Annotated in this window: 16 protein-coding genes; 14 read left to right on the plus strand and 2 right to left on the minus strand. The window is 73.3% G+C overall.

The window, feature by feature from the left end; genetic code table 11:
- The 5 genes from AAW13_RS41120 to AAW13_RS41140 form a co-directional block, all read left to right on the plus strand.
- A partial coding sequence (locus tag AAW13_RS41120; protein WP_143145090.1) for a KR domain-containing protein occupies positions 1-2,213 on the plus strand: 2,213 nt, incomplete at its 5' end.
- Positions 2,214-2,224: 11 nt separating this feature from the next.
- Positions 2,225-3,343: a GSCFA domain-containing protein gene (locus tag AAW13_RS41125; protein WP_046728602.1), complete on the plus strand. Its 1,119-nt coding sequence runs from the start codon at positions 2,225-2,227 to the stop codon at positions 3,341-3,343.
- Entirely contained in the window at positions 3,315-3,995 is a 681-nt protein-coding gene (locus AAW13_RS41130; RefSeq protein ID WP_240528911.1) for a hypothetical protein, read from the plus strand. Before AAW13_RS41125 ends, AAW13_RS41130 begins: the two co-directional genes overlap by 29 nt.
- Before the next feature lie 39 nt (positions 3,996-4,034).
- Positions 4,035-4,913, plus strand: coding sequence for a TauD/TfdA dioxygenase family protein (locus tag AAW13_RS41135; protein ID WP_046728601.1), 879 nt, complete (start codon positions 4,035-4,037; stop codon positions 4,911-4,913).
- Positions 4,914-4,934: 21 nt separating this feature from the next.
- Complete coding sequence (locus AAW13_RS41140; protein WP_240528912.1) at positions 4,935-5,696, plus strand: hypothetical protein; 762 nt, start codon at positions 4,935-4,937, stop codon at positions 5,694-5,696.
- Here AAW13_RS41140 and AAW13_RS41145 read toward each other — a convergent pair.
- Positions 5,665-6,021 (minus strand): trypco2 family protein, encoded by a 357-nt coding sequence (locus tag AAW13_RS41145; protein WP_046728600.1) that lies wholly within the window; start codon positions 6,019-6,021, stop codon positions 5,665-5,667. The genes AAW13_RS41140 and AAW13_RS41145 overlap by 32 nt on opposite strands.
- Before the next feature lie 91 nt (positions 6,022-6,112).
- On the opposite strand from AAW13_RS41145, the gene AAW13_RS41150 reads away from it, so the two are divergent.
- The 6 genes from AAW13_RS41150 (at position 6,113) to AAW13_RS41175 (ending at position 15,071) form a co-directional block, all read left to right on the plus strand.
- Positions 6,113-7,450, plus strand: a complete 1,338-nt coding sequence (locus AAW13_RS41150; RefSeq protein ID WP_046728599.1) for a S1 family peptidase — start codon at positions 6,113-6,115, stop codon at positions 7,448-7,450.
- A 91-nt stretch (positions 7,451-7,541) separates the two neighbouring features.
- Positions 7,542-9,851, plus strand: coding sequence for a tetratricopeptide repeat protein (locus tag AAW13_RS41155; RefSeq protein WP_046728610.1), 2,310 nt, complete (start codon positions 7,542-7,544; stop codon positions 9,849-9,851).
- A gap of 225 nt (positions 9,852-10,076) precedes the next feature.
- A complete protein-coding gene (locus tag AAW13_RS41160; RefSeq protein WP_046728598.1) occupies positions 10,077-11,465 on the plus strand; it encodes a vWA domain-containing protein in 1,389 nt (462 codons plus the stop codon).
- On the plus strand, positions 11,462-12,484 hold the full coding sequence (locus tag AAW13_RS41165) for a hypothetical protein (RefSeq protein WP_052768508.1): 1,023 nt from the start codon (positions 11,462-11,464) through the stop codon (positions 12,482-12,484). The genes AAW13_RS41160 and AAW13_RS41165 overlap by 4 nt, the downstream gene beginning before the upstream one ends.
- On the plus strand, positions 12,481-13,743 hold the full coding sequence (locus tag AAW13_RS41170; protein WP_046728597.1) for an ABC transporter substrate-binding protein: 1,263 nt from the start codon (positions 12,481-12,483) through the stop codon (positions 13,741-13,743). The genes AAW13_RS41165 and AAW13_RS41170 overlap by 4 nt, the downstream gene beginning before the upstream one ends.
- A 323-nt stretch (positions 13,744-14,066) precedes the next feature.
- Entirely contained in the window at positions 14,067-15,071 is a 1,005-nt protein-coding gene (locus AAW13_RS41175) for a substrate-binding domain-containing protein (RefSeq protein ID WP_046728596.1), read from the plus strand.
- A gap of 17 nt (positions 15,072-15,088) precedes the next feature.
- On the opposite strand, the gene AAW13_RS41180 is transcribed toward AAW13_RS41175, so the two are convergent.
- Positions 15,089-16,099, minus strand: a complete 1,011-nt coding sequence (locus AAW13_RS41180) for a LacI family DNA-binding transcriptional regulator (RefSeq protein ID WP_046728595.1) — start codon at positions 16,097-16,099, stop codon at positions 15,089-15,091.
- Between the two features lie 252 nt (positions 16,100-16,351).
- On the opposite strand from AAW13_RS41180, the gene AAW13_RS41185 reads away from it, so the two are divergent.
- From AAW13_RS41185 to AAW13_RS41195, 3 genes are all read left to right on the plus strand, one after another.
- Positions 16,352-17,302, plus strand: a complete 951-nt coding sequence (locus AAW13_RS41185) for a TIM barrel protein (RefSeq protein WP_046728594.1) — start codon at positions 16,352-16,354, stop codon at positions 17,300-17,302.
- 11 nt (positions 17,303-17,313) lie between these two features.
- Complete coding sequence (locus tag AAW13_RS41190; RefSeq protein ID WP_046728593.1) at positions 17,314-18,738, plus strand: sugar porter family MFS transporter; 1,425 nt, start codon at positions 17,314-17,316, stop codon at positions 18,736-18,738.
- Positions 18,739-18,757: 19 nt separating this feature from the next.
- Positions 18,758-19,400, plus strand: a 643-nt coding sequence (locus tag AAW13_RS41195; protein ID WP_143145091.1) for a Gfo/Idh/MocA family protein, incomplete at its 3' end; no start/stop codon positions are given.

A 19,400-nucleotide genomic window follows, 5' to 3' on the forward strand; every position in this document is an offset into this window, starting at 1 on the left:
CCACCGACCCCACCAACGCCCACTCGGCCGCCCCCACCAACAGCCACCCCACCAACACCCACCACCCGGTCGGCCTCCCCAACGCCCTCCCCGCCGGCCCCGCGAGCGGTGGCGGGGCCGGTGGACCGGCCGTCGTCCGGACGACGGCCCTGCGTGACGGCTTCTGGTGGCACCGCACCACCCTGCCGGTCCCCGCAGGTGAGGCGCCGCGGCCCGCCGCCCCGCCCGGCACCCATCTGATCCTCGGCGGCACCGGCGGCATCGGCGGCACACTGGCCGCGAACCTCCTCCGGCACCCCGGCAACCGGGTCCTCCTGGTCGCCCGTGGCACCGACGGAGTACCGGCCGCGCTGCGACGGTTCGGCGGTCGCGTCACTCTGGTCACGGCGGACCTCGCGGCCGAGGATCCCGCGGCGGTCGCCGACCGGCTGTCGCCGCTGCTCGACGGCCTCGCCGGCATCGTGCACGCCGCCGGCACCGCCGCGGGCGGGCTCCTGGCACGGCGCGAACCGGCCGCCGCCCGCCGCACCACGGCCGCCAAACTGCGCGGCGCCCTGCTCGTCGAACTGCTCGTCGCCGAGCACGCCCCCGACTACGTCCTGTACTGCTCCTCCGCGGCGGCCGGACTCGGCGGGGTCGGCCAGTTCGACTACGCGGCCGCCAACGCCTGCCTCGACGCCCACGCCCACCGCGCCGTGCCCGGCGGCGACGCCACGGTACGGATGAGCGTCGGCTGGGACGCCTGGCGGGACGTCGGCATGGCCCAGGCACACGCCGCCCACGGGGACGCCCGGCACCGGGAGCACCTGACCGTGGCGCTCACCCCGGAGGAGGGCACGGCCGTCTTCGAGCGCGCCCTCCACCTCCAGCTGCCGTACCTGCTGGTCAGCACCACGGACCTGACGGCCGCGCGGGCCTTCTACGCACCGCTCGCCGCCGACGGGCCCCCGGCCCGCGTGCCGGGTGACCCCGGCACGGAGATCACCGAGATCGTCAGGTCCCTCCTCGGCGTGGACGCCGTCGACCCCGAGACCCCGCTGTACGACCTGGGCGCGGACTCGCTGACCCTGCTGGAACTCCTCGACGAGATCGAACGCCGGCACGGCACCGGCATCGAACTGTCCCGGCTGAGCCACCGGGTGAGCCTGACGGAGATCCTCGGACACGTCGGCGTCGCCACCGGCTCCCAGGGCGGGGTGGACGCGCCGCACGGTCGGGTGGACGTCGACGTGTGGCAGCGCGGGGCCGGCTCGGACGTGCTGTGTCTGGTGCATCCGGTCGGCGGCGACGTCCAGGCCTACCGGCCTCTGGTGGCCGCGCTGCCCGACGACCTCACCGTCTGCCTGATCGCCGATCCCGGCCTGCGCGACCCCGGGCTGCCCCACCGCACGATCGACGAGCGCGCCGGGCACTATCTGGCCGCCCTGCGGCGGGAGTTCCCGGAACCCGGACGCCGACTACGGCTGGCCGGCTGGTCGTTCGGGGCATGGACGGCGCTGTCGATGGCCGCGCTCGCCGAGGCGGAGGACCGGCCGGTGACCGCCCTCCATCTCCTCGACCCGCCGCCGCCCGGAGCCGGACACCGCCTCGCCGGTTACGACGAGGAACAGATCCAGGCCGTCTTCACATGCGAACTCAGCGGCAACGGCAACCGCGGCGACACCGCCACGGGCACCGGCACCGGCACCAGCACCGGCACCGGCACCGGCGCGGACACACGCACCGCCGGCACCGACACCGCCGACACCGGCACCAGCACCAGCACCAGCACCAGCACCAGCACCACGGACACAGGCACGGGTGCCGGTACCGGTACCGGCACCCGTGCGGGAAGCCTCCCGGAGTCCGGTCGTGCCTACGCGGAGCGGCTCGCGCGCTGCTGCCGGGCCAACCTGGCCGCCATGGCCGGACACCGGCTGCCCCGGCTGCACCGGACACCCACCGCCGTCTGGCTGGCGACGCGACCCGTCGGCGAGGCCACGCTCGCGCCCGAGCCGACCGCCCCCGGCGCCTGGGACGCCCATCTGCCGGCGCCGTACCGGCTGCGCCACGTCGACGCCGACCACTACCAGATCGTCGCCGAGCCGTACGTGGGGGAGATCGCCGCCACCATCGCCGAGGCACCGTCCGCCGCCCGCACCGCGGCCCGGCCCGCCACCGGCCCGGCAGGCGGTCCGTCCGGCGCCCGGCCGCAGCCCGCCGGCCGGATCTGAGGAGGCCACCCGTGCAGCATCCGTACACCCGCCTGCCCGCGCGGTCGTTCTGGCGCACCGCGGTCGCCGAACCCGACCCGGCGGACATCGACGGCCTGTGGACGCCGAAGTTCGCGATCGGCCAGGACGATCCCGTCATCACCGCCGGTTCCTGCTTCGCCGCGCACATCGGCCGGACCCTGCTGGCCGAGGGCATGCACTGGTACGACGCCGAACTCCCGCCCCCGGGCCTGACCGCCGCCGAACAGGCGGCCCGCGGCTACCGCCGTTTCTCCTTCCGGACCGGCAACGTCTACACGGCCGCCGCGCTCCGCCAGTGGGTCGCCTGGGCGCTGGCCGAGGAGAAGCCGCCGGAGGAGGTCTGGGAGGAGGACGGCCGCTTTCACGACCCCTACCGGCCGGCCGTGGAACCGGACGGCCACGCCTGCGCCGACGACGTGCTGCGCGCCCGCGCGGTCACCCTGGACGCCGTCCGCACCGCCCTCGTCACCGCCGACGTCCTGGTGTTCACCCTCGGGCTGACCGAGGCCTGGCACGACCTGCGCACCGGCACCGTCCTGCCGATGTGCCCCGGGACCGTACGCGGCCGCTACGACCCCGGCCGGCACGTCCTGCACAACCACACCGTGGACCGGGTGCTCCGCGACCTCTCCGACGTGCTCGCGATGGCGCGCGGCGTCAACTCCCGTCTGCGTACCGTCCTCACGGTCTCCCCGGTCCCGCTGACGGCGACCGCGACCGGCCGTCACGCCCTGGTCGCCACCACCCACTCCAAGTCGGTGCTGCGCGCGGCGGCCGGTCAGCTCGCCGACGCCTCGGACGACGTCGACTACTTCCCGTCGTACGAGATCGTCACGGGCTTCCCGTACCGGGCGGCGTTCTTCGAACCCAACCTGCGCACGGTCAGCCCCGACGGGGTGGCCTTCGTGATGCGGCACTTCTTCCGCGCCGTCCGGCCCGGGACCGACCCCGCGTCGAACCCGCACACGCCCGCACGCGCCCCCGCACCCGCACCCGCACCCGCACCCGCACAGACCACCCCCGTCACCGGCGGAGAGGACCACTGGTGTGACGACGCCGTGCTCGACTACCACGCCCCCCGTGCCCGCCCGGTTCCTCCTGCTCGGTGACTCCCACGCCGGCTGTGTGGGACGGGCCGCGCGACAGGCCGGTCTGCCCTTCGTGGGCGGACCGGTCGGCTCGGGACGTGACTTCCTCGGTCCCTTCTTCGACGTCGCCGACGGCGCTGGGGAGGGTGAGCCGGTCTTCCGGGACGGGGAGGCCGGGCGGCTGGTCCGGGAGTTCCTGGACGCGCTGGAGGTGACCGGGCTCGCGGGGCTCGAGGTGCCGCTCGTGTGCACGTTCGGGCTGAGTGCCCACACCGTGGCCACCCGGCAGAACTGGGACGTCCACCGTGACCGGCACGGCACCGTGCCCGAGGGGTTCCTGCGCAGCACCCTCTTCGCCGACCTGGTCCGGGCCGCGGTCCGCGGCGCGCTCGCCTTCTACGACCACACGGCCGCCCTCGGACTGCGGGTGCTGGCCCCCCTGCCCCCGCAGCGCGTCCCCGGCATGTCCGACCCGACCGTGTTCTTCGCCGCCCAGACCGTCGTCGGCTCCGAACTCGCCGCCCGCGGAGTGGAGATCGTCGACCTGCGCGCCCGCGTCACCGACGGCTCAGGACGGCAGCGGCCGGTCTTCTGCCACGCCGACGACACCATCCACGGCAACCTCGCCTTCGGCCGCCTCGTGATCGCCGAACTCCTCGACCGCGGCCTCTGACCCCACTCCCCCGTTTCCGGAATTCCAAGGAGATCCCTCATGGAGGACTACGCACTGCGGGCCGTCGAACGGCTCACCACCCGTCCCGCCGAGCCCTACGAGACCCTGTCCGTCTCCCCCATCACCCCGGTGCTGGGCGCCGAGGTCAGCGGCCTCGACCTCGCCCGTGAACTGACGCCCCAGCAGGAGAAGGAGCTCAGGCACGCGTTCGGGACCCACCACGTCCTGGTCTTCCGCGACCAGGACCTGACCCCCGAGGCGCACAAGCGGTTCGCGGGCGTCTTCGGCGAACTGCACCCCGTCGCCCTGGCGGCCGAGGGATCCGACCCGCACATCCTGGAGATCAAGGCGGACAAGGACTCGAAGGCCGTGGCGGGCAACGGCTGGCACTCCGACGGCACCGCCGACGCCGAGCCCTCCCTCGGCTCCATGCTGTACATCACGAGGATCCCCGAGGGCGGCAGCGGCGGCGACACCCTGTTCGCCAACATGCACCTCGCCTACGAACTGCTCTCCCCCGCACTGCGCGGGTTCCTGGACGGCCTGACCGCCCTCCACGACGGCGCCAAGCCCTGGACGGACGCCGGGCTGACCCCGCCGCCCGAGTACGACGTGCCGCGCACCGAACAGCCGGTCGTGGTCCGCCATCCGGAGACCGGCCACCGGCTGCTGTTCGTGAACGCCCCGTACACCTCGCACATCACCCAGCTGGCGCGCGCCGAGAGCGACGCCCTGCTGGCGATGCTGTACGGGCACATCGCCCGTACCCCGCTGCTGCACTGCCGGGTCCGCTGGCAGGAGCGCACCCTGGTGTTCTGGGACAACCGCAGTGTCCAGCACCACGCCGTGTGGGACTACTTCCCGCACACCCGGGAGGGCCGCCGGGTGGCGATCGACGGCACGAGCCTGCACGCCTGACCGGGCCGGAGGAGAGCGGACATGACACACACGGCGGGCAACGCCACGACCACCGCCACGACCACCGCCACCGCCACCGCCACGGTCGACCAGGAGTCCTTCCTCGCCGCCTTGCGGAGCGGGTGCGTCGAGTCGCCCGCCGTCGGCGTTCCCGCCTGGCTGTGGGGTCTCGCAACCGCCGTCCACGGTGAGCTGCCGCCGTCCGACGCGGACGTCTGGGCGGCCCGCCTGCACGGCCTGCTGAGCACCGCGCGGACGCCGGCCGGGTTGCGGTCCGTGCACATCTGGCAGGCGGACACCGTGCTTCCGCTGCTCACGGCCGGGACCGGCGGGGACGCGGTGACGGACCTGCACCGGGCGGCGGCACGGGGCGCGCCCGCCGACCGGGACACCTGGGGGTCGGCTCTGGGCCCGGTGCTGCTGAGCCTGTTCGAGGCCGCCTACGACCGGGCGTCCGCCTACGCCGAGGGACACGCCGGCGCCCGTGACTACGCGCTGGCCAACGGATGTTCCACGGCCGAGGCGGAGGCGTACGGCCACGAGTACGCGCGGCTCAGCAGCGGGGCGAACGCCCGTGCCTTCGCCGAGGCCCACGCGGAGGCCCTGGGACCGGCGCTCGGCGCGGCGTACGCGGCCGACGACGGCCGGGCCTACGCCGGCACGTATCCGGGAGCACAGCTGCGCGCGGTCGTACGGGCGGCAGCGGCCCGGGAGAACCGCCGCCCGGCCCGGCACCTCGCCGAGGGCCTCCTCACGGCCCTGTCCCCCGCGGGGACCGGCTAGGTGTGCTGTCCCGGGACAGGGAGCCGCCGTCCTCGCGGCTCACCTCGTGGTGACGGCCGCCGGGGCCGGGCAGCGGTTTCAGGTCGACCTGGATGCGGTGAGTGGAGTCATGGCTCACCGAGCCGCCGACGCGGGCGTCGACCACGCCCAGGCGCAGTCCGGCGCCGCCCTCACCACCCCGGTGGAACTGCACCGAGAACTCCAGGCTGACCTGCTCCACGCTGAACCGCCAGTCGCTCTCGGCCCCTTCGGCCTGCGCCCGGACCAGCTCCGCGCGCACCGCGCCGATGGCCTCCGCGAGGCCGATCGGTTCAGGATCCCCCATGACAACACCCCGCCGGCTTCCGTTGACTGACCGATCCGAGCCGCTCACAAGTCTAGGGACGCACCATGCCCCGCGCGTAGTGTGAGACAGCATGGGGGAACTGCGTGCGGACTGGAGACTCAGGCTGCGACGCGAGGACGCGCACGGCCCCGTCTGCGGGGCCGGTGTACTCGTCGACCAGCACACGGCGCTGACCTGTGCCCATGTGGTGCGCCACCCGGACGCGACGATGTGGCTGGAGTTCGCCGAGAACGGTGAGCTGGAGCCGGTCGCCGCACGGGTCATGCCGGGCGGCTGGCTACGGGACGGCGAACGCGGCGCGGACGTGGCCGTGTTACGACTGGACAGCCCGCGTCCGCGGGCCCGTCCCGCTCCGCTGGAGCGCCGGCTCACGGCCGGCCTTGAGGTGTACGCGACCGGCTACGCCGAGGGCTTCGACGACGGCATGAGCCTGTGGGGCCGGATCGGCGGAGCCAGCGGCGACCGGGTCCAGCTCGACTCCCTCACCAAGGCGCAGGTGGTGCGCGCCGGTTTCAGCGGTGCCGCCGTGTGCACCCGGCCCCGGGACGGTGCGCCCACCCGCGTGGTCGGGCTCGTCGTCAGCTGGCGCGGCGACCTGGGCGCGCCGCTGCCCGAGGAGAACCGGCTCGCCTTCTCGTACCTGGTGCCTGTCGACCGCATCGCCGAACTCTCCCCGTTCGTGGCGGGGTTGAGCGGCCCGGATGCCTGGGACCACGGGTTCGAGGAGCGGGTGGAGCGGTGGTTCGACGACCCGGACGAGGAGCCGGTGAAGATCAGCGTGGTGCCCCCCGGAAGCGGCAAGGAGCGGTCGCTGGGTCATCTGCTGCACCGCGCCGACGTGGTCCATCGCGGCGGTGACGGCAGACCGCGCCTGGCCGACCACGCGCTCGGGGTGGGCTCGTTCCCGGTCGGCGCCTATCTCGCCCACTGGGAGTGGCTGCTCGGCACCCGGAGCCGGCCCGCGCCGGCGGCGGGGGCCGCGCCCGCCCGGCCGGTCACGGTCGTCGTCCACGGCCTCGACGAGGACCCGCAGCCGGGCCCGCTCATCGAACTCCTGGCTCGATTAAGGGAGTTGGAATTCCGTCTGCTGCTGACGTTCCGCCGTGAGGGCGGGGCCGGCTGGGCCGCCGCCCGCGACGACCTGCTGCGGCCCGCGCTCCTGGACCACGCGGACGCCCTGCTCGGCCGGCTGGAACTCGCCGAGTTCGGCAACGCGGTCCGCCGGGGCGTCGTCGCCAGCGCCTCGCTCGGTTCCGTCACCGAGACCGCCGACCTGCGCCGGGCCGAGCGCCGCCGGATCGACGGCGTACCGGACCCCCAGCAGCAGCTCGCCCGGCTGCGCGCCCTGGTCAGAACCCTGCGCACCGACCTGAACCGCCACGACACGGCCCACCGGGAGGCCCGGTGATGCGGCCCGTGCGGCGGGGACAGGCGTCGCGGTACCCCGGGCGGCGACCGGCGTCGCCGCGCACCGGGCGGGGAGGGAGGTGGCCGTGGCGGTGACGAGTTGTCCGCACCGGCGTTTCGACGGGGCTCCGTGCGGCGGGGCGGTGCTGGCCACCGGCTGGTGCGGTGTGTGCGGCCGGGCGGCCGACGGGCCCGGGCTGCCCGTGCTGCCGGCGGAGCCACGGGGCCTCGGCCCGGACCGACTCCTCGCGCTGCCCGAGCGCACCGCCCGTCCCGCCGGGGCCCGCCTGATCCGTCCCGAGGCACCGCTGAGCATCCGGATGGGCTGTTCGGCGGCGGACTGCGGCATCACCTTCGCCCCGCCCTACACCGCCGGGCCGGTCCCCCTCAAGGGGTACTGCCCGGCCTGCGGCGCGCGCTACTCGTACGAACCGGAGCTGAGCCGGGGCGAGATGCTGCGCGACCAGTACCGGATCATGGGGCCCATCGCGCACGGCGGCCAGGGCTGGGTCTACCTCGCCGAGGACACCCACCTCGGTGACGTCGTCGCCGTCAAGGGCCTGCTCAACCGCTACGAGCACGACGGCGCCCGGCTCGCCGACGTCGAGCGCCGCAACCTGGTCGCCATCCGCCACCCCCGTATCGTCCAGATCCGCGACTTCGTGGCCCGGCGGGACGACAGCGGTGAGACCACCGGCGGCCACATCGTCATGGACGACGTCGGCGACGGCACCCTCGCCAAGGTCGTCGAGGAGACCCGGCGCGGCGAGTCGGTCCTCGACATCGAACACGTCGCGGCCTACGGCTGCCACATCCTGGAGGCGCTCGCCCATCTGCACGACGGCGGTGAACGGGTCTTCGTCTACGGCGACATGAAGCCCTCGAACGTCGTGCACCACGGGGACGGCGTCAAGGTCATCGACCTCGGCGGCATGCGCGAGGAGGGACAGAGCCTGCCGCCCGCCCATGTCACCCCCGAGTACATGGCGCCGGAGACCGCGTTCTCGGGCCTGCCCACCGTCGCCCACGACCTGCACACGGTCGGCGTCACCCTGCGGGAGCTGGCCGGCTGGGCGGTGACCGAGGTGCCGGGTCTCGGCACCGACTCCTTCCGCCGGGTCGTCGAGCGTGCCGTCCGCGAGGACCCCGGCCGGCGGTTCGCCGACGCCCGCGAGATGGCCGGCCAACTGCGCGGTGCGCTGCGGGAGATCCGTGCGCTGCGCGGCAAGAGCGATCCGCCCGAGCCGTCGGACTACTTCCGGCCGTCCCCGCAGCTGCTGGGCGCCCGGCTCGGCACCGTGCCGGGCATCGAGCACTGGCTGCGCCGTCCGCGCCCGGACCGGTACGCGCCGCCGGTGGCCCCGGCCCTCGACCTCGGCGCCCCCACCCCCGCCGAGATCGCCGGCTGTCTGCCGGTGCCGCGGCGGTACCCGGGCGACCCGCAGACCGCCCGGTTCGAGGTGAGCAGCGGCTACGACCCGGGCCAGCTCCTCGGCCAGGAGGACGAGAAGCCGCGTTCGGTGGAGATCTGTCTGCACAACGTGCGGGTCCTGCTCGGCCGCAACACCCGGGAGGACCTGGAACTGGCGCAGGCGGAACTCGACACCGCCGACTCCATCCCCGGGCCCTCGGCCGTACGCCGGTGGCGGCTGGAGTGGCACCGTGCCCTGCTCGCGCTGCGCAGCGCCGGTCCGGACGCCGACCGGCAGCAGGTCGCCGAGGCCAGGACCCACTTCATGCGGGTCCATCTCGAACTGCCCGGCGAGTACGCGCCGAAGCTGGCGCTGGCCTACTGCGGGGAACAACTCGGCGACGACACGGCCGGGCCCGCCGCCGCGGCACTGTACGAGGCGGTGTTCGCCCGCAACCCGGCGCACGGCGGAGCCGCGCTCGGCCTCGCGCGGCTCGCGCTGCGCGCGGGTGACCGGCGGGCCGCCCTCGACGTGCTCGGCCGGGTGGGGCCCGGCACCCTGGACCACACGGTCGCCAGGATCGCCGCGCTGCGGATCCGGGCGGCCCGGCTGCCCGGGGACGTCGACCCGCTGCCCGCGCCCGCCGAAGTGGACGCGGCGCTGGCCGAACTGCCCCGGCTGGTGGGCCGGGGACCGGGCGCCGGCGAGCCGAGCCTGTCCGAGGACGAGGCGCTGCGGCTCCGCATCGAACTGCACGAATGGAAACTGGACGCGTTGCACAGCCTCGACGACCGGCCCGGCCCGCCGGGCGGCGGTGCCGGCCGGCTGGACGCCCGCGGGCTGCGCCGGCTGAGCGCGCCGGAGCGTGAGCTGCGTGCCCGCATGGAGTCGCTCTACCGGCAACTGGCCGCCCGCCACCACGAGTCGGCGGCGGCCCACGAACACCTGGTGGACCTGGTGCACGCCGTACGCCCACAAACGGTGTTCTGACCACGAACAGACTTCCTGACCGCACACAGAGTCCGACCGCAGCAGAGCCCCGACCGCGAACCGAGTCCGATCACAGCAGAGTTCCGACCGCGTACACAGTCTCCACCGCAAAGCAAGTCCGACCGCACGCGGAGTTCCGACCGCACGCAGAGTTCCGACCGTAAGCAGTGTTCCGGCCGAACACGGTGTTCCGGCCGTGCCAGGGAAGGAGGGGTGAGGCAGGGGATGAGCAGCCACACCCGGCCGGCGCAGCCCGGCATCCGGCTCCGCGTCGATCTCGACGGTGATCCGCGCCCGCACCGGAGCGCGAAGATCGAGGCCCGGCTCCGGGTCGACGTGGCCGCCGACGGCGCGCCCACCGACCTGCCCGCGGTCGAACTCGCCGTCATCATCGCGGTGGACGTCGCCGAGTCCCGCCGGGCGGCCGTCCGGCACGCGCTGCCGGCCGCGTTGCGCGCGCTGCCCGACCGGATCTCGTTCGCCGTGCTGGGCGGCGGCCCCGAGCCGGTCCGCTGCTATCCGCTGGACGACACCGAGTGGGCCGTCGCCGACCAGAACCAGCGGCGCCGGGCTGCCTTCGCCGCGGGCGCGCTGTCCCTGCACCGGGACGCGCCGCGGCCGGCCGGCTACGCGCGCTGGGTGGCCGCGGCCCGCGCCCTGCTCGACGGCCGCCCGCTGTCCGTCCGGCACCTGATCCTGATCACCGACGGGAGCAGCGCCGCCCGGGAGACCGGCCTCGAGGAGGAACTGGACGCCTGTGCCGGGCTGTTCACCTGCGACGTGTTCGCGGTGGGCGCCGACTGGTCCCCCGATCCGCTGCTGGCCCTCGCCGAACGGCTGCACGGGACCGCCCAGTTCGTCGACGACGGCCTCGGCCGGGCGGTCACGGACGCCATCGCGCGGTTGCGCCGGGTGCACTCGCCCCAGCTGCCGATCGAGGTCACCCTGCGGCCCTCGGTGCGCCAGGTGTCGCTCAGCGAGAAGGCACCGCGGCCGCACCGCCTGGGCGGCCTGCCGGAGCCGGGCCGGCCGGACCGCTGGAGCTTCCCGACCTACCAGTGGGAGCAGGGCAGCCGCGACTACCTGCTGACCCTGGTCGCCGACGCCGACAACGACCCGCTGGAGACCGAATTGCAGTTCGCCATGGTGTCCGTCGGGGACGTGCACGAGCCCGTCGTCGCCCGCTGGCACCTCGCCGACCGGTCCGCGCCGCCGCTCGCGGCCGGCGCGGACAGCGTGCTCAGCCTCAACGCCACCGGCCGGATGCGGGGTGCGCTGCGCGAGGGGCTGGCCGCGCTGCGGGAGCAGCGCCGGGACACCGCCGAGACCTGCCTGGGGCAGGCGGCCCGGCTGGCGGCCCGGTTCGGCACCGGGTGGGTGCTGGACGAGATCGCCACGGTCGCCGACATCGAGGACGCGGCCGAGGGACGGATCCGGCTGCGCGCGGTCGACGCCGGCACGCTCGGCTCGATGATCCTGCGCGCCGGGTCTGGTCCCGGCGCGCCCCCGCCGGACGGCGCCGGTGTCCGGCCCGGCCCGCGCTGCGGCAACTGCGACACCCGGGCCGGGAGCGAGGCCCGTTACTGCATCACCTGCGGGAAGGAGCTGCTGTGACGACCGTACGCGTCGCCTCCTCACGGCGGTACTCCCCCGCCGTCCTCTGGCGCCGGCGGCTGGCCCCCTGGCGCACCCGCCGGCTGCTGGAGACGCACCTGCTGGTGCTGTTCCTGTGCGCGGCCGTCGCCTCGACCGCGCTGTTCTTCTCCTACCGGCAGACCCAGCGCGGCGCCACCGCCCTCGCGACCCGTGAGGCGCCGGCCGTGCAGGGGCTCGCCGGCACCCGGCTGGCCGCGGTCCGCGCCGACCAGGAGGCCCGGGCCCTGGTGCGGATGCACCTGGTCGACGTGGCGGGCTCGGGCGAGACCTACCGGTCCCAGCTCTCCGCCGCCGACCAGGGCCTGTCCCGGATCGCGGACCGCACCGACCAGGACCTGGGCACGGTCATGGGTCTGCTGAACACGTACAGCACCTCGCTCAACCTCGGTACGTCCCAGTACCGCGACCAGCCCCTGATGCGGGAGCAGAAGCTGGACGAGGCGCACTCGCTGCTCACCCGGGACACGGTGGGGCTCGCTCCCCGCCTGAACGAACTACAGCGGACCCAGCTGCGGCACGCCAGGGTCACGGCCGCCATGGGGCGGTGGCAGCAGGCCGGTTGGTGGCTCGCCGAACTCGCCCTGGCCGCACTGGCGCTGACCCTGCTCTCGGCGCTGTTCGTGCTGCGCGACCGCTGCGGCCGCGACTGGAACCCGTACCTGCTCGCGGCCCTCGTCCTCACCGTGCTGCTCGCGGTGTTCCCGGTGCTGACGACGTCCGCCACCGAGGGCCGGCTCGACGGGGCGCTCAGGGACCTCCAGCAGATCACCGGCCTGTCCCGGCAGACCGGCGCGGGGCTGGTCGAGGCGCAGCAGAGCGTCACCAGGACGTCGGAGGAGGTCCGGCAGCGACTGGACGACGACGCCTGGACCGACCGGGTGTACCTGGCCACGGTCGTCGGCGGCCTGCTGGTCGTCGTACTGCCCACGCTGGGGCTCGGTCTCCGGCTCGACAGCGACTACTGGAGGCGGCGGTGACCCGGCGGTTCAAGGTACTGGTCGTGCTGGTGGTCATGGCGCTGATCGCGGCCGGCGGCATGGTGGTGGCCTGGGCCCGGCACGACGACGGGCAGCCGGTGACCATCCTCGGCACCTGGACCGGCGACCAGGCGGACCAGTTCGAGGAGGTGCTGCGGGGCTTCGGCATCCCCTTCCAGTACCAGGGCACCGCGGCCCAGCGCGATGTGCTGCTCTCCGAGGTCCAGTCAGGAGAGCCGCCGGACATCGTGATCATGCCGGGCATCGGCCAGCTCGCCGAGTATGCCGACCAGGGCCGTCTCAAGCCGCTGAACCGCCTCTACGACCCGGCGCAGTACGGCGCGCCGTGGAACGCGACCGGTACGGACTCCTCGTCGGTGTACTGGGTGCCGGTCAAGGCGGACCTGAAGAGCATCGTCTGGTACCGGCAGGGCGAGAAGCCCCCCGACTCGCCCGCGCGGCTGCGGAGTTGGTGCATCGGCATGGGAGACGACGGCGCCTCCGGCTGGCCCGGCACCGACTGGATCGAGGACCTCGTGCTGCAACACGCGGGCCCGGCCCTGTACGAGAAGTGGGCGCTGGGCACGGGCAAGGCGCAGTGGTGGCGGAGCGCTCCGGTGCGCTCCGCCTGGGAGGCGTGGGCCGGGCTGCTCGGGCAGGACCGGACCGCGGCCAGGCACGCCCTGCTCACCGACCACCGCGGCTCCCCGAAGAGCCACGGGCTGCTGTTCGACGCCTGGGGCAGGTGCGGCCTGGAGCACCAGGGGTCCTTCGCCCGCTCCTTCTACCAGTCGGACGCGCTCCACGCGGGCCTGCTGGACTCCGCTCCGCTGCTGCCCGGCGGCGGCCCGGTCCTGGCCCACGAGGTCACCGGCGACTTCGCCGCGCTGTTCAGCAGCCGCTCCCCGGCCAGGGAACTGATTCGGAAGCTGGCCTCGAAGGAGGGCCAGCAGAAGTGGGCCCGCCTCGGCGTCTTCTCGGCGAACCGCCAGGTGACATCGCAGCGCAGCGCGATCGACCGCGAGATCTCCGAACGGCTCCGGACGGGCCCGCGCTGCCTGGACGCCTCGGACGTCATGGCACCCGCCGTACGGGACGCCTTCTACGAGGCCGTCCTGCAAACCATCGCCAGGATCGCCGCCGGCCAGAACCCCGGCGTCCCGCGTCTCCTCCAGGACGTGCAGCGGGTGCAGGACGCCCAGTCCGCGCAGGACGACGACGGCAGAACAGCGCCGAAGACGGTGTGCAGTACGCGGTGAGCGGCCGGCCGGCACTCCGCCTCCCGGCCCGCTCGCGCACGCCTCGGTCTCTTTGTTGGAACGTCATGACAAAGTGATTGACATCCCCTGGGAGCGACCCCATAGTACGTGTCACTAGAGCGCGCTAATAAAGCGCTCTAGCCCCCTCAGGAGCCGTCGGCCGCACCCCTGGCCGGCGGTACGGAGCTCCATCCCCGCCCGTGCGAGGCACCCGGTCGGCCACCGGTGCCCCACAGCCCCCACCGCCGGCGGCCCTCCCCCGTTATCACCGCTCGTTCCGCTCCCCAGAGCCGATCCATACCGCACAGCGAGGTGCCAGGGACATGCACAGAAACCACCGAGCCGCAGCCATGGCCGCCACCGTCCTGGCGGGCGCCCTGCTCGCCACGGGCTGCTCCAGCAGCTCCGGCGGCAAGAAGTCCGAGGACAGCGGCGCGGCCGCGGCCGCGGGCAAGGCGTCCACGCCCCGCATGACGGTGGCCATGATCACCCACGCCCAGCCCGGCGACACCTTCTGGGACCTGATCCGCAAGGGCGCCGCCGCGGCCGCCGCCAAGGACAACATCAAGCTGGTCTACTCGGCCGACCCGAGCGCCGCCAACCAGGCCAACCTGGTGCAGAACGCGATCGACCAGAAGGTCGACGGCATCGCCCTGACCGCCGCCACGCCCGACGCCCTGAAGGCCGTCGTGGCCAAGGCGAAGACCGCCGGCATACCGGTGGTCGGCTTCAACTCCGGCCTGGACGCCTGGAAGAAGCTCGGCATGCTGGAGTACTTCGGCCAGGACGAGAACATCGCCGGCGAGGCCTTCGGTGAACGCCTCAACCAGCTCGGCGCCAAGCACGCCCTGTGTGTCGTGCAGGCCCAGGGCCAGGTCGCCCTCGAAGCCCGCTGCGCGGGCCTGACCAAGGGTTTCAAGGGCAAGACCGACAAGATCTACGTCAACGGCACCGACATGCCCTCGGTCAAGTCCACCATCACCGCCAAGCTCCAGCAGGACTCCTCGATCGACCAGGTCGTCACCCTCGGCGCCCCGATCGCCCTGACCGCCGTCCAGTCCGTGAAGGACGCCGGCAGCAAGGCCGAGGTCGCCACCTTCGACCTCAACAAGGACCTGGTCTCGGCGATCCAGAGCGGGTCGGTCGAGTTCGCCGTCGACCAGCAGCCCTATCTCCAGGGCTACCTCGCCGTCGACTCGCTGTGGCTCTACAAGAACAACGGCAACTACAGCGGCGGCGGCACCGCCCCGGTCCTGACCGGCCCGGCCTTCGTCACCAAGGAGAACGCCGACACCATCGCCAAGTTCGCCGACAACGGCACCCGCTGACGACGCGTCAGTACCCGTCAGGCACTCGGGCCGTCTCCCTCGGGGGGCGGCCCCGTCGTGCCCCGCACGACCAGTTTCGGGTCCAGCACCGCCTCACGCGGCGCCAGTTCGGGATTCTCCAGCCGCTCCACCGCGAACCGCACCGCGTACTCGGCCATCAGCCCGGCGTCCTGACGCACCGTGGTGAGGCCGACCGGCATGAGGTGGGAGAGGTGGCTGTCGTCGAAGCCGACCACGGAGACGTCCCGCGGAACCTCGATCCCGCCGCGCGTCATGGCCATCATCACGCCCATCGCGCAGCGGTCGTTGCCCGCCAGTACCGCCGTCGGCAGCGGCAGGCCCCGCTCGCGTTCCGCGAGCAGCAGCCGGCCGGTCTCGATGCCGGACTGTTCGGTGTGCGCGCCGGGTATCACCCGGATCTCCCCGTCGAGGCCGCGCCGGCGCATCGCGGCCCGGTAGGACCGGCGCCGCTCGGCCGAGCCGGGGCCGTCGCCGCCGTCGATGTGCAGGATCCGGCGGTGGCCGAGCTCGACCAGGTAGTCCATGGCCTGCCGGACGCCCTTGCTCTCCGCGCTGTGCACGAAGTCCACCCGGGCCCGTGGCACCCGCCGGCTGACCGACACCGTCACGGCACGCTGGCCGAGACCGTCCAGGTAGGCGGGCTCCGCGTCCGGGCCGAGCAGTATCAGCGCCTCGCAGCGATGCCCGAGCAGCGCCTCGACCGCCTTCTCCTCGCTGCGACCCTGGGCGGCCGCGGAGAGCAGCACGTCGTAGCCGAGCCGCTCGGCCTCGGGGTAGATGCCCTCGATGAGGTCGGTGTGGAAGGTCTGGTGGACGGTGAACATGACACCGAGGGTGCGACTGCGGCCCCGGGCCAGCAGGCGGGCCGCGCTGTCGGGGCGGTAGCCGATCTCGTCGGCGACCCGCAGCACCCGCTCGCGCGTCTCCTGGCTCGCGCCGGGCTGGTTGCGGAACACGATCGACACCAACGCCCGGGAGACACCGGCCCTTTCGGCGACGTCGGCCATCGTCGGCCGCTGCCTGCCCGCTGCATCCACCTGTGCACCCACCCTTCGACAGAGCCCACCCTAGGGCCTGCTCCCGACGGCTCCGGGAAATCCCCCGGCAACAAGGTATTGACATGACATTTGGACAGGGGCCATCGTACTCGCACTAGAGCGCGCTAGTAGAGCGCGCCAGAGGCCCGTTCCAACGGGCTGCTCCACACCCCCCGGCCGACCTGTCTCCGGACCCCCGTCCCCTCCCCCGAAGGACACGCCATGGCAACGGCGCCAGCCCCCCTCCGCACCACAGTCGGCAACCTCTGCCTCGGCTCCGCCCCCGACTCCTGGGGCATCTGGTTCCCGGAGGACGAGCACCAGGTTCCGTACACCCGCTTCCTCGACGAGCTGAAGCAGGCCGGCTACGAGTGGTTCGAACTCGGGCCGTACGGCTACCTCCCCACCGACCCGCGACGGCTGAAGGCGGAGCTCGACGCCCGTGGCCTCCAGGTCTCCGGCGGCACCGCGTTCGGCGCGCTGCACCGGCCCGAGGCCTGGGACGAGATGCTCGCCCACGTCCGCCAGGTCGCCGGCCTGACCCAGGCCGCGGGCGCCCACCACCTGGTCCTCATCCCGCCCATGTACCGGGACGAGAAGACCGGCGCGTTCACCGAGTCGCCCGAGCTGACCGCCGAGCAGTGGGCGGGCTTCGGCAAGGCCGCCGACCGGCTGGGCAAGCTGCTCCTCGACGAGTACGACGTGCGCCTCGTCGTCCACCCGCACGCCGACAGCCACATCCAGACCCAGCCGGAGATCGAGCGGCTGCTCAACGAGTCCGACGGCCGCTACACCAACCTGTGTCTGGACACCGGGCACGTCGCCTACGGCGGTGGTGACAACGTCGACCTGATCCGCCGCTTCGGCGAGCGCGTCGGCTACGTCCACATCAAGCAGATGGACCCCGAGATCCTGGCCCAGGTGGCCGCCGAGGACCTGGGCTTCGGCGAGGCCGTCAAGCGGGGCGTGTGCGTCTCGCCGCCCGCCGGCGTGCCGAACCCGGCCGACGTGGTGGCCGAGCTGGCGAAGCTCGACGCCGAGCTGTTCGTGATCGTCGAGCAGGACCTGTACCCGTGCGCCCCCGAGGTGCCGCTGCCCATCGCCACCAGCACGCGCGAGTACCTGAGCGGCCACGGCCTGTCGGGTACCCGTCGCCCGAACCCGAACCGGTAGGAGGCGGCCACATGAACGTCAGGGACGACGCGATCCAGGCCACCGCCCCCGTGACCGACCAGCCCTCCCCGGCGGTCTCCCGGCGGCTGCGGCTCATCACGATCATCGCCACCTTCGGCGGACTGCTCTTCGGCTACGACACCGGTGTCATCAACGGCGCGCTGCCGTACATGAGCAAGGACCTCGGGCTGAACTCGGTCACCGAGGGCATGGTCACCAGCTCGCTGCTGCTGGGTGCCGCGCTCGGCGCGGTGGCCGGCGGCCGGCTTTCGGACGCGCGGGGCCGCCGCCGTACGATCCTCACCCTCGCGGTGCTGTTCTTCGTCGGCGCCCTCGGCGCCACCCTCGCCCCCACCACCGCGGTCATGATCGTGGCCCGCTTCGTGCTGGGCCTCGCGGTCGGTGGCGCGTCGGTGACCGTGCCGGTCTACCTCGCGGAGATCTCCCCCGCCGAGCGGCGCGGCGCGCTGGTCACCCGCAACGAGCTGATGATCGTCAGCGGCCAGCTGCTGGCCTTCACCTCGAACGCGGTCATCGCGAACGTGGGCAGCGAGTCCGGTGGCATCTGGCGCTGGATGCTGGTGATCGCCACCGTCCCGGCCGTGGTGCTGTGGTTCGGCATGCTGGTCATGCCGGAGAGCCCGCGCTGGCTGGCCTCCCGGACCCGCTTCAACGAGGCCCTGGAGGTCCTGAGGCAGGTCCGCTCCCAGCAGCGCGCCGAGGCCGAACTGGCCGAGGTCTCCGCGCTCGCCGTGAAGGAGGAGCAGGAGAAGCTCGGCGGCTGGCAGGACATGAGGGCCACGCCGTGGCTGCGCAAGCTGATGTTCGTGGGCTTCGGCATCGCGATCGTGCAGCAGATCACCGGCGTGAACACGATCATGTACTACGGCACCCAGATCCTCTCGGACGCCGGTTTCGCCTCGGACACCGCGCTGACCGCCAACATCGCCAACGGCGTGATCTCCGTGCTCGCCACCTTCGTCGGCATCTGGCTGCTCGGCCGGGTCGACCGCCGGCCGATGCTGATGACCGGCCAGATCGGCACCACGCTGGCGCTGCTGTTCATCGGTGTGTTCTCGCTGGTACTGCCCACCGGGGACGGCCGGGCCTATGCCGTGCTCGCCATGACGGTCACCTTCCTCGCCTTCCAGCAGGGCGCCATCTCCCCGGTGACCTGGCTGATGCTCTCCGAGATCTTCCCGATGCGGATGCGCGGCTTCGGGATGGGTGTGGCGGCCGTCGTGCTGTGGCTGACCAACTTCGTGATCGGCCTGGTCTTCCCGTCGCTGGTGTCCGCGATCGGGATCTCCAACACCTTCTTCCTGTTCGTCGTGGCGGGGATCTTCTCGCTCACCTTCGTGAAGCTCTACGTCCCCGAGACCAAGGGCCGCACCCTCGAAACCCTCGAAGCCGAACTCCGGGCCCGCTTCTCCTGACCCCCCTTAAGGAATGACCATGACCGTTCGTGTAGGAGTGATCGGCGCCGGCTGGATCGGCAAGGAGCACATCCGGCGCCTCACCGAGACCGTGACCGGAGCCAGGGTCACCGCGGTCACCGACATCGACCCCGTCCGCGCCGGGGAGGCAGCGGCCGACGCGCCCGGTGCCCGGGTGCTGGCCGACGGCGCGGCCGTGGTCACCGCGGACGACGTGGACGCCGTCCTCGTCACCTCCTGGGGCCCCACCCACGCCGAACACGTGCTGAACGCGATCGCCGCCGGGAAACCGGTCTTCTGCGAGAAGCCCCTCGCCACCACCGCCGAGGACTGCCTCAAGATCGTCGAGGCCGAGCAGGCACACGGCCGCCGCCTGGTCCAGGTCGGCTTCATGCGCCGCTACGACACCGGCTACCGCCAGATGAAACAGATCATCAAGTCGGGAACGATCGGCGAACCGCTGATCGTGCACTGCGCCCACCGCAACCCCACCGTGCCGGAGAGCTACACCTCCGCGATGGCCGCGCTGGACACGGCGGTCCACGAGATCGACGTGCTGCGCTGGCTCCTCGACGACGAGATCGTCTCCGCCCAGGTGGTCCTGCCACGCGCCACGAGCAAACGGTCCGAACACCTGAAGGACCCGCAGATCATGCTCTTCG

The organism is Streptomyces humi (assembly GCF_001005085.2).
Taxonomy (GTDB): Bacteria; Actinomycetota; Actinomycetes; order Streptomycetales; family Streptomycetaceae; genus Streptomyces; species Streptomyces humi.